The 15340-nt window shown below is 44.6% G+C and carries 11 protein-coding genes; 2 read left to right on the top strand and 9 right to left on the bottom strand.

Features of this window, described 5'->3' with window-relative positions:
• Nucleotides 1–193: 193 nt before the first annotated feature.
• The 3 genes from ACQUQM_RS08975 to ACQUQM_RS08985 form a co-directional block, all read right to left on the bottom strand.
• On the bottom strand, nucleotides 194–2095 hold the full coding sequence (locus ACQUQM_RS08975) for a hypothetical protein (protein WP_432474136.1): 1902 nt from the start codon (nucleotides 2093–2095) through the stop codon (nucleotides 194–196).
• Nucleotides 2096–2468: 373 nt separating this feature from the next.
• Nucleotides 2469–2987 carry a tetratricopeptide repeat protein gene (locus ACQUQM_RS08980; RefSeq protein ID WP_432474137.1) on the bottom strand — a complete coding sequence of 173 codons (519 nt, stop codon included), beginning with the start codon at nucleotides 2985–2987 and terminating at the stop codon, nucleotides 2469–2471.
• 24 nt (nucleotides 2988–3011) lie between these two features.
• The gene (locus ACQUQM_RS08985) at nucleotides 3012–3749 is read right to left on the bottom strand and encodes a Tim44 domain-containing protein (protein WP_432474138.1); all 738 of its coding nucleotides are present in this window, start codon (nucleotides 3747–3749) and stop codon (nucleotides 3012–3014) included.
• A 123-nt stretch (nucleotides 3750–3872) separates the two neighbouring features.
• Between ACQUQM_RS08985 and ACQUQM_RS08990 the strand changes: the two genes are divergently transcribed.
• Nucleotides 3873–4814, top strand: a complete 942-nt coding sequence (locus ACQUQM_RS08990) for a LysR family transcriptional regulator (protein ID WP_432474139.1) — start codon at nucleotides 3873–3875, stop codon at nucleotides 4812–4814.
• A gap of 94 nt (nucleotides 4815–4908) precedes the next feature.
• Here ACQUQM_RS08990 and ACQUQM_RS08995 read toward each other — a convergent pair whose 3' ends face one another.
• Nucleotides 4909–6375 (bottom strand): M20 family peptidase, encoded by a 1467-nt coding sequence (locus ACQUQM_RS08995; RefSeq protein WP_432474140.1) that lies wholly within the window; start codon nucleotides 6373–6375, stop codon nucleotides 4909–4911.
• A 1226-nt stretch (nucleotides 6376–7601) separates the two neighbouring features.
• On the opposite strand from ACQUQM_RS08995, the gene ACQUQM_RS09000 reads away from it, so the two are divergent.
• The gene (locus ACQUQM_RS09000) at nucleotides 7602–8516 is read left to right on the top strand and encodes a hypothetical protein (RefSeq protein WP_432474141.1); all 915 of its coding nucleotides are present in this window, start codon (nucleotides 7602–7604) and stop codon (nucleotides 8514–8516) included.
• A gap of 212 nt (nucleotides 8517–8728) precedes the next feature.
• Here ACQUQM_RS09000 and ACQUQM_RS09005 read toward each other — a convergent pair whose 3' ends face one another.
• The 5 genes from ACQUQM_RS09005 to ACQUQM_RS09025 form a co-directional block, all read right to left on the bottom strand.
• Nucleotides 8729–9325 carry a hypothetical protein gene (locus ACQUQM_RS09005; RefSeq protein ID WP_432474142.1) on the bottom strand — a complete coding sequence of 199 codons (597 nt, stop codon included), beginning with the start codon at nucleotides 9323–9325 and terminating at the stop codon, nucleotides 8729–8731.
• Nucleotides 9326–10262: 937 nt separating this feature from the next.
• Nucleotides 10263–12392 carry a DUF3631 domain-containing protein gene (locus ACQUQM_RS09010; protein ID WP_432474143.1) on the bottom strand — a complete coding sequence of 710 codons (2130 nt, stop codon included), beginning with the start codon at nucleotides 12390–12392 and terminating at the stop codon, nucleotides 10263–10265.
• Nucleotides 12389–12631 (bottom strand): helix-turn-helix transcriptional regulator, encoded by a 243-nt coding sequence (locus tag ACQUQM_RS09015; protein WP_432474144.1) that lies wholly within the window; start codon nucleotides 12629–12631, stop codon nucleotides 12389–12391. Before ACQUQM_RS09015 ends, ACQUQM_RS09010 begins: the two co-directional genes overlap by 4 nt.
• 150 nt (nucleotides 12632–12781) lie before the next feature.
• Entirely contained in the window at nucleotides 12782–13687 is a 906-nt protein-coding gene (locus ACQUQM_RS09020) for a hypothetical protein (RefSeq protein ID WP_432474145.1), read from the bottom strand.
• Between the two features lie 95 nt (nucleotides 13688–13782).
• Nucleotides 13783–15090 carry a tyrosine-type recombinase/integrase gene (locus tag ACQUQM_RS09025; protein ID WP_432474146.1) on the bottom strand — a complete coding sequence of 436 codons (1308 nt, stop codon included), beginning with the start codon at nucleotides 15088–15090 and terminating at the stop codon, nucleotides 13783–13785.
• Between the last annotated feature and the right edge of the window lie 250 nt (nucleotides 15091–15340).

Raw genomic sequence — 15340 nt, forward strand, 5'->3', positions numbered from 1 at the left:
GGCTTTAGCACACTGAATGACTGAAATTCGCCGATAGCCGAAGTACAGACAGGTCTCGCTCGAAGGTCAGCTTTGGGTCGTTAGCGGAAGTTCAAACAGGCCAGCCAGAAAGTCAGCTGTGTGCCAACAGCGGACATAATTGCACTACCGACTCAGCTTGAATTAACGACTCCTTTCGACCTATAGCGGACTCTCACGGCTCTATGGGAAATTCTTCCCGATCCCTACGTTGTTGCTCAGCTCGGGTAAGATTACCATCTCTGTCACTCTGGTTCGGCCTGCTACCACCTAAGAAATCACCAAGAATTCCAGCTGCAGCGGCAAGATCATGATTACCTTGTTCACCTCCAAGAGAAAATACACGATCGGGTACAAACTTGTGGGCATTGGTTAGACCTGTAGTCAAAATATCTGGATGATTCTCGAATAGGTCAAAGATTCGGCTTACTATTACCTCGAACTTTCGCAGTTCCACTACACGGTCCTCGCCAAGAACTTGCGCCTGTTCCTTCTGTCCTGTAGCTATCAAGCTAAGCTTATCTCTTTCCCCTTTACCTTCGTTTAGGCGAGCTATTGCAAATTGCTCTGAGCGTTTTACTTCAATTTCTGCCTCGACTAAATTAGGCTGTTTATCCGCCGTGGCACGTGCTCTTTCGGTTTTAATACGCTCATCCTGTGCTAACCGTTCTTGGTTATATGACTTGGCAAGTTGTTGCGCAAGCTGTTCTCGCTTTCGAGCTACCAAAAGTTCAGGTGGTAAGTCTGGTTCGAGCAATCGCACCTCTTTTATATCCACTCCTGCTTTTACGCCCTCAACTTTAATAGTTTCTTCTATATTTGCTTCTAGTTCTGCACGGCGCTCTATCACATCCAATACCTGTGTACGGCGGTGTATTATCCTTGTTTTCGGATTACCGGTTTCGTCTAATATCTCCTCTCCATATTTATCTAACACTGGTACTGTATAGCTAATAAAACCACCAGCAACATTTCGGACGATCGACTGAACAGAGGGGCTCATAATTCGATTCTCGACTTCCTTAAGCCCACCAACCGAAGCAATCACAAACGGGGCAAGCCTGGGAGTTACCTGAACAAGTACACGTAGTTGTTGAGCTACAGTCCAACCCTCAATCTTGAGAAAAACTGCTTCATCCACTGCCTTGCTTGGCACCTTTACGTACTCTACATGTTCGCTCTGACTAATACGGCCTTGCTGATCAACGGTAAGGTCTATACGACGTCGACTGAAACCCCCTCTGTATTCCCATGTTTGAACACGAGTGTCTATTAAGGTGACATGGTAAGCAGAACGATTGATGTAATACTTTCCTGGATTAAGAGCCCGCTCCCAAATGCCAATACATCCAACAGGAACAAGTGGAACCTCTAACTCGACGCCAATAATCCCTTCTTTGCTGATAGGTGAGCAATCCCTTGGTCTGTCTGTCTTCAAATTTCCAAAATCGACTCTAGAATGAACATTAGATTTGATCACTCCAACAAAGCCTTTAGGTATTTCCGTCACGGCTTTAAATGTTACATCCCAAAGATATTTGTTCAGTCGGTGTTTACCAGGAGTCAGTACTGATGTCTGAGGTCCCTTTTGCCCACCATTTTTTAAGAAGTATGCTGCATCATATAACCTCTGACTTGTTTCTCCAGATATAAATGCATCAGCGAATGTCTGATCTGGGCGTAACGGTTGACCGTCACGAGCCATAAGAAACCCATACTTACCTGATGGTATTTCGATAACATCCATCACTTTAATATCATACAAGATATTCAAAAAAGGTCTGAAATGAAATCCAGGAGGTAAAATTTCAGCCTGCGGTCCCTTTTCGCCATCTACTGCGATAATTGATCCATATTTGAGATTACCGCCAGTGTAAATCTTAAACATATGACCTGTTTCGTCGTCTTCTATAAACACAAAAGATGTCAAAATGCAGACAAAAATAATGACAATAGAGCCTCCATATAGAAAAACACTATCAAAAAAATACTTCTTTCTTTCATCCTTAATTGAGATGAGCTTAGGCGCAATTAACATGCAAGCCAAGGCAAAAACTATAATCGCAATTAGTTCCATTTTAATATCCTCCAAGTTTTCATTAACCCCTGAATGGCTTATTAATAAATATGCGACACTAGAGGGTATGTTATAAAATATTATTCTTACTCTTAATCCAGGAGTTATGAATAAAATGAAAATTTATAATAGGTTGCGTCTTAATTCAGACTGCCTTTAGGAAAATGGGATGAGCTCCCCCTCTAACAGTATCTATGTTTCGTCAACTGCCGTTCATTATCTTAGTGAGATCGTTGGACCTATGTGTGAAGATAGGGACCGCAGTCGGCACAAAGCGGGTCTCTGACAACTCAGTAATAACACTTTGTTACGCCTAGTGGTTTGGAGGTGGCGCCATCAAGGTGTCGGTTAAGCTACTTGTTAAGAGGGCCTTCTATCTTTTCCTGTAAAACCACTCTTCGACTTGTTCACGCAACGCTTCACGTATAGCTGGATTGCTAAGTTCAGGGTGTGTTTCTTCTCCTTGAAGGATGCTATGAGCTTGTCGAACGTATGAGTTCGCTTTGCCATGACGTCCCTTACCAGCGCTTATGTTGGCTAGTACCATTAATGAGTTAACGACTGATGTATTTGTTGGACCACACGCTTTTTTGAAAATGCCCAGCGCACGATTAGCATAACCCTCAGCTTCCTCCCACCGTTCCTGAAACAAAATAGCAATCGCCAAGCTTATTAGCACAGGTGCGGTGTTACTCTCATCCCAATGAGTCTCAGCTAACTTAAGTGCTTGTCTTAGAACAATCTCTGCTTCTACCATTTTTCCATTTACCATATAGTCAGCGGCTTCTTCTTCAAGCTTCGTGACTTTCCACAGCGGGTATATATTCCAAAATAGAATTACTATACCAACAGCTATGGTACCTAGAACCAATTTCCACCAAATCATTTTCATCTCCTAACGCCACGCATGCGATTGTTAGGTTTTCGGTTCCGAAATCACAGTTGACTCTATGTTTGGCAGATCTTTTGCGAGCTGGACATATGCTAAAGACATACTTCCTTCCTCAATATCCGAGACCTTCCATTCCCCATTGTCCATAGTAAAAGACCAAACTGTTGATACTTCTTTGCATCGTTTGCTCCCTTCAACAACCTTGCCTGTATTTCTATCTTGAAGGTAGTCTCTCATTATTGCTTTTATTAAAATAACAACCATAGAGTCTTCATGCTCTTTCCCTTCATTCCGATGAACAAATAGAAGGGGCTTAATGCAGGTAATTATATTTACATCACAAATATTTTTTAGCCCTTCTTTTTTCCATCTATCTAGATGCAGGAATTGTTGGTTCTGCCAATACCAATCTGTCATCCAGTTAGTGACACCAGAAAGATCTTCATTTTCCCAACCTGAGTGAACTCGGAAGAAACAATCTATTGCTCTTTCTTGGACCTTTAACCATTCAAATTTAGAACTATGTACCGCCATAAATCGTAAATCTTTTCGAGCACGACGCTCCGATAGCTTCTCACGCAAAAAAACATAAGTGATTAACGGGAAAAAAATAATTGTCAGAATCCCGAGAACCACCTGCCCCCAAAATGTTTCAAAAACAACACTAGCGATTTTACCACCAGGTCCTGCAAATGCCGGATCAGCAAAAACAAATGCAGTTGCCACAACCAACACAACCATTACTACTACCTTTTTATTCATATCCATTTCTCCAATGTATACGTCTAACAGCTAAAGTGTGCTAAAACGGTATTTGTGTCGCTAGAGGGTAGTGCTTACAATGTTATAAGCAGAACTAATAGCACTCTGCCAGAGAGTTAACTGATGGAGTTTAGAGACCCTTATAAAGTAATGGATCTGAAAGCACTGAGGTGCTTCTGGGCCACTGCTAAACACGGTAGCCTGACACAAGCGGGCGTTGAACTTGGCATCTCAGAAGCCGCTATCTCCCAACGGCTAAAATCTCTGGAGTCCTATCTGGATTCCAAGCTTTACGAAACAAGAGGAGGCAGGTTCAAGCTGACTGCCGCTGGACATCAGACATTCGATCTTGCCGTTCTCGTGTTTGATCAGTTACAGGCCTTCGAGAGCAGCATTCATGATAACGATCAAATTGCCAATATCGTATTGGCATGCCCCGAATCAATTATTCGCTATGCTTTGCCTGACGTGATGCATCAATTTGCGCGAAATCATCCCCTCTGCGAAGTAAAGATCCTAAGCCGTACGCCAAAAGACACTATTGAATTGGTTAAATGCAACGAAGCGGATTTCGGAATCATCCCCGATCGAATACTTCCAAAAGGTATTAGTTTTTTGCCATGGCGAACCTATGCTGCTTACCTGATCATGCCAATCAATCACCCGGTAGCGTGTGGTAACCAGTCAAATTTTCAGGATATTGTTAATGAATTAAAGCGCAAGAAATATCGTTTTATCGCTAATGAATTAGACGAACATCAAAACCAAAAAATAGCCAAAGGCATGCAAGAAGCAGGACTGGATTATGAGGTCAGTCTGGAAGTCGGTTCAATCGATACAGTAAAACTGTATGTAGCAAGGGGACACGGAATCGCAATCGTTTCCGGGCTCTGCCTCACAGAGATTGATAAGCATTCGATATCTGCAATCAAAATTCCAAACGGCTACTGCAGTGATACGCTCTATGGCGTGATATTGCGGGACAATAAATGCGTCTCTAGACTGGTAAAAACCTTATTAGAAGCATTGGGTATGATGCCAATAGATGAAATTTGCAGTCGCTGATACGCCCGGATAGATTTTAGTACCACCTGCTATCGAACTGACCATTGATCCATAGCTGCTCCGGTTCTGTTTGGTCGCTTACTGACACAAAGAATCATTCGCCTGCTGTGTTTCTCAGCAACTGTACGTAAAATCGAATTATCTCGCCGTAATTCACAATGCTGATTCTTTCGTCCTTTCCATGAATTCGTTTCAGATCTTGCTTTTCCAGGCGCATAGGAATAAAGCGAAAACTCTGTTCAGCGATCTTTTCATAATGTTTTGAGTCGGTGCCCCCTATCACCAGGCTAGGAGCAACCACCGTATCTGGAAATACCTGTCGAATGGTTTTGTGCAACGCCTGGAACTCAGATGATTCATGATCTGAAACAGAAGAGGCCTCCACCGAATGACCAAGTTTATTAATCGTGATGTCTAAGCCACTAACGGTCTGCTTCACGTGGTCTAATACCCCCTGAATTGTATCACCTGGAAGGATTCGGAAGTTGATAATCGCTCTGGCCTGTTCAGGGATCACATTCTCCTTTGTTCCCGTCTCAGGCAGCATTGTCGGCGTTGTAGTTGTCCGGATGATTGCATTGGTCGCGGGTGAGCCTTCCAATTGTGACAACAATAGCGGTTCGAAAAGCCAGCGATTAGCCACCACTACGCGCATGCCGATAGACATTTCTGAAGCCAGATATTCAAAAATCCCGGCAGCCGGCTGCCTTAACTCCGCGGGCATCCGGTTACTTTCCAGGCGATAAATGGCCCTTGCAAGTTTCTCGATAGCCGTTGGGTGTTTCGGCCTGGAAGAATGTCCCCCTTCACCGATCGCAGTCAACTCAAGTGTTAAATACCCTTTCTCGGCCAGAGCAATCAGTGCAACCGGCTTTGCTACTCCAGGTACGACGTCCTTAACAATGGCAGAGCCTTCGTCCAGAGTAAATTCTGCCAGTACCCCACGCTCCTGAAGCAAGTTCGCAATCTTTGCTGCACCGTTCTGCCCCCCGGTTTCCTCATCATGCCCGAAGGCAAGATAAACTGTGCGCTGAGGCTGGAATCCTTGTTTGATTAGGATTTCTACTGCTTCAAGGGATGCTGTTATCGCCAGCTTGACGTCCAGACTCCCACGACCCCATATATATCCATCCGCTATATGCCCATCGAATGGTGGGTAGGTCCAGTCACCCTCCTTTCCACTTACACTTGGCACGACGTCCATATGAGCGATCAAGACGATTGGCTTCAGCGTCTTAGAAGATCCTTTCCAGGTATAAAGCAGGCTGAAGTTGTTAACCACTTCCTTACTTAGTGTCGTGTGGGCTCGAGGAAAAGCCTTTTCGAGGTACTGATGTAGTTTAAGAAACTCCGCACCATTTCTTTGCGAGGGGTCTTGGTAAGAGATCGTCTTGTAGCGGATGGCTTCAGCCAGGCGCCTAGCAGCTTGATCTACAATTAGGGTAGTCGGTACTACCGGCTCGACAATAATTTGCCGATTGCTTATTAGAGAGGTTCGAAAGAGAATAACACCGAGAAAAATCAAAATAATTCCGGTGATCACTGCTGCCATGAGCTTCATGTGCATCTACTCTGTGATCGCTAGGTCCAGTGTTCAGCCAATAGCGCTGACTGATTGAGTTAGTGTAGACCTGTGACGCACAATCTTCTAAGGGCTCAAAAGCCGGATATTTCCAGTATCAACCGGAAGTGATACTGGGGAGGACTCAGCGGAAGGGTATGCATACCTGGCTCCAAGATCCGCTTTGGGTCGTAAGCGGAAGTTCAAACAAGCCAGCCAGAAAGTCCGCTGTGTGCCAAGAGCGGACATGGCGCAGTACGACAGGATTAGACTCTTATCGACCCAAAGGAGACCTCCGAACCAAGCCTACTTTCAACCCGGGGCAGGCAGTGTTCCCTTCAGGCTATGGAGTTACCTTTCTCGAACTTAAATACGCGTTACTGAACACCAACCGGTGCCGCGCATGCTATTGGTAATACTAAGGTACATGGGAAGCGATCCATACGGTCGTACGGAGCGATGGACAATCCAGTTAACGCAGACTCGTTTGAGTATAAGTCACACGAAAGGAAATCCATGGTCGATTGTGCTGACGTGCTAGGCTCGCTCAGGACTACAACGCGGGTCTCGAACGCTTGAAATAAATTGTCCGATCGAATGATTAATTCGACATGATCCGGTTGAATCCATGCCCGTTCGGTTACTACACTTGAAATGGCGGGCGTCCGAAGCGCATCTAATGCTGTAGCCGCTCGGGCTAAGGGACCGTATTCGCCGCACCATAAATTCGCTGCGGACGGTCCGAAAACGGTAACCCCTTCTAAGTTGTACCGTACGCGCCCGGTGGTGCGGTGAGTTGTTATTCCGACGACCCTATATTCCGTACCAATGGTATCGTTGCCGCGCTGACTCGGAGGGGCTGCATGCGCACAGGGCGGGAGGATCAATGGTAGGCACAGAGCAATACATACTACGACTTTCTGCTGGTAAAGTGACATGTGAAAGCCCCTAAACTTAAAATAGTTGTGAATTAAATCCTTGGTAGTGAGACACGCATAACTTACATCGCTCAGTTGTTACGCTGAACTTGTACTTGTCATTATAGTTAGAGTTGAAGCACTGATGTTTCTATTAACTAAAACTGCCACTATTAATACCCTTTCTATACCAGGTCGCCTGCTGGCGGTTAATTTCTATCAAATCACCACCTTCTTGTTTTGACAGCCCGGCCTCTTGAACTTTACTTACTAGTACACGTCGAACTGTCACATACAATAGGTATCTGTATGAAAAGCCGCCTGCTCATAGCCACCTTACTTTTTTTGGGTGCAGCAAATGTATTCAGTGCGCCAACAACGAGTATCCTCGATTTCGAAGTCCTGCGGCACGATGATGCCAATATAAGCGTTCACGGGCCAGAGTATGTCGAGGACGGTTTTCGGCTGAAAGCGCAACACTCCGAACCTGGAAATCCACTTCGACTCAATACGCTAGGCACACTTCAGCCTGGATTTCCGGGATCAACCGCACTGTATCAAGGCGTAGTCTTGGGAGAAATCATACTCACTGAGGTTGACGGTAAGCCCTTCGATCTGCTTTCGATTCAGCTCGCTGAACTACCGGGTCTCGATACGTCGGGGCTGCCAATCAATAGCGGGCCTTTCGATGTTACCTTCTTTGGACAGCAAGTTGACGGTTCGTTAGTTACGAAGACTTTCATCGTCGACGGGTTCCTAACGCTAAACACCTACTCATTTTCTGGATTCACAGACTTGCTGTCAGTCAACTGGTTTCAGGGTGGCGGTGACATACCGACTCACCAGTTCGATAACATCACTGTCGCTGTGACCCCTTTAACAGTAGATATTGATATAAAACCTGGCAGCGACCCGAACTGCTTTAATACCAATGGCCATGGTGTGATTCCTGTGGCCATTCTCGGTAATGATAATTTTGATGTGCGTAATATCGATCAAAGCAGCCTGTCTTTTTCCGGGCAGGAGGTTCGGATGAGAGGGAATAAAGGTCCATTATGTGGGGAGGAAGATTCTAACAGCGACGGATTCTTCGATCTGGTCTGCCATTTCGAAGACGACTCCACGAACTGGTCTCCGGGCAGCTTTGGCAATGCAACACTCACCGGAGTGATGCTCGATGGTACCGAGTTCGAGGGCACCGATTCGATCTGCATTGTTCTGTAGCCAATCCTGAATCATAAAGTCATTGATTGAGACTAGTCCTCAACGGTGGTTAATTATTCTTGTCGAGGGTCTCCTAAGTGCCGAAAGCATACTTAACTATGACAGCTGCTCAAAGCCAAACTAGCTATGAATAAGAAACTAAAACAAAAGATGCCTCAAAGATAGGGAATCGTCTCAAGTTCAGCTAATAACAGACTAAATAGCTGGTTTTTTTATTCTGTTGGTAGGCCAATCGATAAGGGAGCAGAAAAGCCACCATTTGGTACGCCAGTTATCACTGGATCGTTTGGCATCGCTTCGACAGCTGGACCGCCAAAGTTACCGCATGACCCATTGGGAGCTAGGGAGTAGAAAGAACCGTTGACCTCGACTGGATTAATTGGAATATAAAATAAGTCTGTGACTTCCCCATTTACAATCGCAGGGGGGTATTGAAAGAGCTGTCGTGGTGTCGCATCACTTTGTCGGAACGATTCATACCAGGACGTAGAAAGTCTCACATAGCGTGGTATATCAGAACAGTCGGATGTCATGTAAAGAAGATCTTTACTGGAAAAAGTACCTAAAGGTGTGATCTCAAATAAATACCCTGTTGAGCTCATGGCGAGTACGATTCCTTCTTCACTAACTTCGCTTATGAGCTCTCGAACATCCACAACCACTGCTACAGCTTTTCCTGAGGAGTTAATTAACGCTGCGGGTGATAGAGTCTCCTGCTTTTTATTTGCGTGAGATGGGGGCTCACTCAATGCGAGGGATGAAGCTATGAATGCAGCGAAGGAAATCAAACCTAACTTAATTTTATTCATTTCGATGACTCCTTATCACGAGGAGTTGATACTGAGTTCGATATACTAATTAGCCTAGTACATATGTAGTTGATCAGCGTGCTATCCACAAAAGACAAGCCCCCTTGTAGTGGTCAAGTTCATGATGGCACTAAAGCCCTACAGGAAGCAGCGGATTCTGCATCTCTGAAGCTGGACCATCTGGATCGGGTGACTGTGCAGGGGTAAAACAGGGGACCGAGCTCCCTCACTCTGCCAGCCTCTGGGCAAAACTGGTTGTGGGGATGGTTACGCCCGCAAACTGCAGACTGCCGCATTGCGATTGGAAGTTGCACTCGATGTTCTGCATTAGAAATAAAAGCCACCGCTGAGATCCGCTTTGTGCCTTTTGCTGAAGCTTTGCGCAGCAAGCCAATAAGACCGCTCTGTGCCGTTAGCTGAAGTCCAAGCCGCCTTAGTGACATGTCCGTTTTGTGTCGCTAGCTGCCGTCCAGGGGCTGTTCAGGCCCTTAGAAATGGCTATTACTATGAGTGTCTAGTCAGGCTTGATGTAACGCCCACAGTTTTCATTACATTACTTAATAGCCTAATATAATATACTTTTTCAATATCTATCAATAGTATGCGTATCAACACGCTACATTATATTAGCTGGCTCTAATATAGAAGCAATTCATGAATGTCAGTAGCCAAATTCCAACGAAAATAGATCTGTATAACGCCATTGCATAAGACTAATGGCTCATTAAATAGGTCCACCTTTACCCACACGCACACCCTCGTTGAAAAACATTGAGCATACTTATCAGCCAAATAAGGTTGTATAAAAGCTCATCAATACTCGATTTCACAGACCGAATTCTTCATTTTATTCTCCAGCTTCCCCTTTTTGAAACCCTACCCATCTACCTTCCGCATGGTTACTGGGCTGTAGAGAATTTTGAAACTCTACTTCAAACTACTTGGTAGAGTTTTCTATATCGCTAGAGAGGGCATGGTTACTTGCATGTAGAGAGGTAGAGCTTTGATCAGAGGGATTGGGAAGATAACGTGCAAAAGCGTCTTCGAACATGGCTAATTCATAGCCATTTTTGTTCACGGTATCAATCTTTATCTGGCGAGGCTTAATCCCATAATGTTTGAGTAACCTTGCCAATGAGTTCGTAGTCAACTGTTTGCCATGATTCCATTCAGCCCAAGGACGATCCTCTAAACAGACTAACTCTCGAACTAAATCCATTGAGTGAATCCGGCTCGATTGTTGTCCCGCAAATATCTTTTGGATATCTTGTAATAGCTGTGGCCCAATACTATCTTCATCATCCTTAACTCTCTCCAGTGCCATCATTGCCTCCCTGGCTCGAATGGGCCATTCACCTCCTAGGCAATCAGCAATGGCGAGTATTGGAAGCCAATTATCTTTGGCTCTATCGCTATTAACTTCAGGAATCTGAGGCTCTGCAGTTTTCAAATTCTCAAAATGATCTTGAGCCCACCGAAGACACTGGCGTCGCAAGTTCTTGTTCTGTTCGAACAAGTCCAGAGGTAACCGGTCAACACTTTCACTCTGTAACTTCCGGCGCAACAATATCATAATCGACCGATCGCGAATGGTATCTGGAGGAGACTTTATCATAGCGATAGCCATTGCTGACCATGTACTAAATCGCTTAGGCATTAGATGCTTACCATCCCCTACAGTCCTAACTACAAATGCAGTACTCCGTGTATGCCCAGAATTAATTATTCCGCGTAATTCTTCATTACCCTTCATAAAAGTATCTCCCTCATCAATTAATAAGGTCGAATGCCATTGATCGATCGCACGAAAAATAGCTGATGGAGTGATATTGGATGCTATGAGTGATTTGTTAACTAAGGCCCCCAATACTTCTAAGGTAGTTGTCTTACCACAACGCTTTTCAGGAGAAGATAGACACACTTTCGGAAAGATTCTGAAAGCATTTAAGCAGTAAGTCCCCAGTGTCCAAATAGTTAACGCTTCAGCCGCACCTGGTGGGAGTAGCGTGTAACTTTTAAAGTTGTTAAGAATAGATTCCGCAATTATCTGACCGTCTACTGAATCATGCCAAGGCTCTATGCCATCACTGAACTCGGCACTGTCTTCCTTAGCCATATCATCAACTTTTGATTCCGACTTCGGTACTGATCTAGGCTGTAGCATGCCAGCGGAAAAACCACTATTGATTGTTCGATCCGCTTCATCAGTGTGTAAACCACACAAACAGCCTGCATTCATTAACATCCCCCTGGCTGTTTCTTCTTTTAATTCTCCACTCCCTACAAGCTGACCAGCGGAAAATGCTGCACGATTAAGCATATCGTTCCTGCAGCCCTCTAACGCCTTAGCAACGCTTTCACATCCACGTTCAAGAGCAGCTAAAGCGTAAGAGCTTCCATTACCTATAACCTGCTGAGAGGGCTCTGAGGCTGCCTGTTCATGTGAGGGTTCCTTTTTCACAATCATATTCAGTAACCATTCTGGAGGTTGAGGCAGAGGAGTATTGAACAAATCTGTAAGAAATTCGTACCGATTTCCGTTTGAATGAATGGATGGAGGAGCGACAATGTAACCACCATCACCCCTTACATCAAAGCAACTTTTAACATTACAACGAGTTCGAATTGGTACGTCATCAGGAATAACAAAGAATAGGTGTAGCCCTTTCCCTGTTTGCACGACAGGTCCTGCAGGAAGCTCTCCTCCGTTGTCCGAAAGCAACTTTCCCCAGACTTCTAAATTATCAACATCAACGACAAAAAAACCATTGATCTTTCCTGTACATAAACCAATGTTGTAATCATGTCCGTTCCACATCTGTTTAACTAATTCAGGATCCTTTTCAGCATCTTTAAATCCATGCTTCGTTGCAGGTTGCTTGCCCTTAGGTTTCAGAGGAAAAACAGAATATCCCTGCTCAGCGTATTGGACCGCAGCTTCCGAAAGAGATGTACAAGATTCTGAACTCGAACTCTCTGGTTCGGAGGAGTGCAACACACTATCTTTGGTCTGCTGATCAAGGAGGTTACTGTCTTGTGTGATTATGTTCTTTTCCATTGTCATCATGCAGCTCCTTTACCCGAATCATATAGTTCCCCATCACGTGCAGTATCTACTCGGCTCTGCTCGATAAACGCCCGATAATCAGCCATCCGATACCGAACTGAAGATCCAATTTTTATGAATGGAATGCCTTGTTTGAGATAGCGATCATTGCGTAGCCGAGACAGAGAAAAGCCTGTCAGCTCCGCGATTTGATGTTCATCTAGTAAAACGTCAGTTTCGTTGTGTATGTTGTTATTCATGTATGCCTCCATCCACATAGGTTTGTATTGAATGATGGTCTACAAAGTCAGCGGCTAATAGATAGCAGGGATTGGTAGGTTAGGGTAAAAAGGGATGGGTAGGTTAACTGAGGGTTACTGCTGGCGGGGCTTTCAAGGATTGGTAGGTTTTTAATCACTTTTAGGGCTACCACCTCTTTTTTTCCAATTTATCATCGTGGCTATGCGCTTAATTGCTTCGCCTGAGAGTTTACTCGGGTGGTCTTTAAGCCACTTTTCTATGGCCTGTTTAGGTGACTTCTTGATTACTTTTTGGTCCTGAAAATATTCCCAAGCTTCAATGGCTAAATCTAACTCTTGGCTATACCTCGCGTTTTCAGGATTCAAGTATTCCGGTTTGTGGTTTATTTCTGGAAGACTTGCCTGCTCTACAAACCTTTTTAGTTCCTCGTCATAGTCAAACCTTTTCGATTCTAGCCACTTCAAGAATGATTTTGGCTGGTTATGAGGCTCATTAAGTTCACCTACCTCAATGCTTCTGGATGCAACGTGAAAACGCTCCATATATTGATCTGGCACGCTAAATCCGTAACCAAACTCGTCCTCCATATTTTCCAATTTTATAGTGTAAGGATTTAAGCCTAATGAAAGACAAATCCCCTCCTCAACAGACCAGTACGACATGCGGCTCCAAAGCTCATATTTTGCTCTATTCACTGGAATATTCCACCATTCCCGATAGGGCTTGAACTCTTCTAGTTCTTGTAATGTTTTTTCTCGTAAAGCGATGCAACGCTCAATAAGCTCCTTCCTCACCAGTGCGCTTAATTCCTCCTGAAAGCTGTCTTCATTAGACTCTTGCCCTTCGATGTCTTCTGCACTGCCATTTTTATCTACCAATCTGTAAGAAAGGATCCCGTTATTTAAGAATTCGGCCCGAAGCAGGATATCTCGAAGCGCTCGGTCAGATAACAGGTCAAGGTTCTCTAAAGTGCCTAGTCTTCGCCATAGGAAACGGTATTGCTCATTACATTCATCCAAGTCTTCTGGAATTTTTGGTCCTGGCTCTTCATTCATCTGTATGCTGCCTCGGGCCCCCTTCAGTAGAGATATCAAATCAGGCCATGATAATGACGACTATTCGGAACATATCCTCAACTTGCTAAAACCAGTCAGTGTTTATTAATTGGCACCACGTTGCTGACCTTGTCTTCATTCTCCAAAATATTTTCAAGCGTCGTAGCCCACTGGTCCAAGTAGCGCCTTTTCTGCTTAATATAGCCACTATTGATGTAAACCTCGGTCACATCACCAAAGCTATGATTGAGTACTGCTTTTATATCCTCCCGTCGCACTTCTTCATTACTTAACATTGTAGCTACAGTGCGTCGAAGGTCATGGGGCGTGAATCCTTTATCTTGATCAATGCCTAACTTATCGAAGTCTCTGCGAAGTAGATTTGTGACTGTTTGGGGCGCTATATGGTTGTTAGGATTACGCGGAGCAGGGACCAAATATGGGGATCCAGCAGACAATTCCTTCATCTTCTCCAAAGTACAGATCGCTAACGATGATAATGGAACAATATTGGATCCTTTCCTATTTTTTACGCTCGCCCTGGGAATTGTTAAGGTTTTCTGATCCCAGTCGATCCAGTCCCATCGTGCTGTAACAATTTCACTACGTCTTTGGGCAGTCACTAATAACAGTTTGAGAGCCAGTTGAACTAGAGGCGGTATGCTTGTCTTTTCTAAACCAAACCAAAAACATCGTATCTCCGCTTCCGAAAGTGTCCGCTCTACGGGGATATACTGATAATCGGTAGATACATCTGTACACGGATTCTGGCCAATATACTCTTCGTCTAATGCAAACCGCATGAGGGCTTTCAGTCTCTGCAGTACGTTGTTTGCTACTTTGTCGCCATGCTTGTTAGAGATGCCACGAATGAATGTCCTAACATCTACTCGTTGAATGTCAGTGACCAATGCATCTGTCCAATAGGGGCGTATGTGCTTTTCGATAGTCCATCGGTATTGTTTCAGGGTGTCTTTAGATAGGTGTTTGCCGCCTTTACCCTTTTCTGCAGCCATTTGCCGCTTTTCATGATGATTGTAGTACTCTTCAATTAGTCTTCTCATAGATGGTTTACGAGCCATCTGTAGCTTTTGGTGAGCAGCTTCTGCTTTGGCTTGTTGTCTTTCTTGTATGGGATCGCTTTTGTTAGCCAGTATGCTTCGTGCAATACCTCGTGCCTTTTCCACAGCTAACACATCAACTTTGCCAATCCTGGAAAATTTCATTCTAGGATTACCTTCTGGTCGATACCCTACGACATAGGACTTTTTACCACTGGGGTAGAGCCGCACGCCGAACCCAGCTAACTTGCCATCCCAGATATATTGGACGCTCGGGCCTTCTGGATCATATGTTGCGGACTCAATTAATGCCTTGGTGAGATTATCTTTCTTCTTGGACATACAGCTACCAATTGATCAACCGAAAAGTAAGCAATAAGTAAGCAGATTGGATGAAGAAGTAAGCAAACAGGAATAAGCAGCAAGAAATCAAACTTACTTAACGTGCTGTATATTAAGAATAGATGTGAAAGCAAGTAAGCGCAAAGAATCAACTTTACATACTACCCGAATATGTAAAAGAGCAGTGGCTAGACCGCCGCTGCGCGGCTCGCTAGAACGGAAAGCAAGCTTTCCTGCTAGTGGCTAGAAA

This window comes from Amphritea sp. HPY, from assembly GCF_050870985.1.
Taxonomy (GTDB): Bacteria; Pseudomonadota; Gammaproteobacteria; order Pseudomonadales; family Balneatricaceae; genus Amphritea.

Coding starts and splice junctions, on each gene's coding strand:
- ACQUQM_RS08975 (WP_432474136.1), bottom strand. CDS start 2,095: ATGGAACTAATTGCGATTATAGTTTTTGCCTTGGCTTGCATGTTAATT.
- ACQUQM_RS08980 (WP_432474137.1), bottom strand. CDS start 2,987: ATGAAAATGATTTGGTGGAAATTGGTTCTAGGTACCATAGCTGTTGGT.
- ACQUQM_RS08985 (WP_432474138.1), bottom strand. CDS start 3,749: ATGAATAAAAAGGTAGTAGTAATGGTTGTGTTGGTTGTGGCAACTGCA.
- ACQUQM_RS08990 (WP_432474139.1), top strand. CDS start 3,873: ATGGAGTTTAGAGACCCTTATAAAGTAATGGATCTGAAAGCACTGAGG.
- ACQUQM_RS08995 (WP_432474140.1), bottom strand. CDS start 6,375: ATGAAGCTCATGGCAGCAGTGATCACCGGAATTATTTTGATTTTTCTC.
- ACQUQM_RS09000 (WP_432474141.1), top strand. CDS start 7,602: ATGAAAAGCCGCCTGCTCATAGCCACCTTACTTTTTTTGGGTGCAGCA.
- ACQUQM_RS09005 (WP_432474142.1), bottom strand. CDS start 9,325: ATGAATAAAATTAAGTTAGGTTTGATTTCCTTCGCTGCATTCATAGCT.
- ACQUQM_RS09010 (WP_432474143.1), bottom strand. CDS start 12,392: ATGATGACAATGGAAAAGAACATAATCACACAAGACAGTAACCTCCTT.
- ACQUQM_RS09015 (WP_432474144.1), bottom strand. CDS start 12,631: ATGAATAACAACATACACAACGAAACTGACGTTTTACTAGATGAACAT.
- ACQUQM_RS09020 (WP_432474145.1), bottom strand. CDS start 13,687: ATGAATGAAGAGCCAGGACCAAAAATTCCAGAAGACTTGGATGAATGT.
- ACQUQM_RS09025 (WP_432474146.1), bottom strand. CDS start 15,090: ATGTCCAAGAAGAAAGATAATCTCACCAAGGCATTAATTGAGTCCGCA.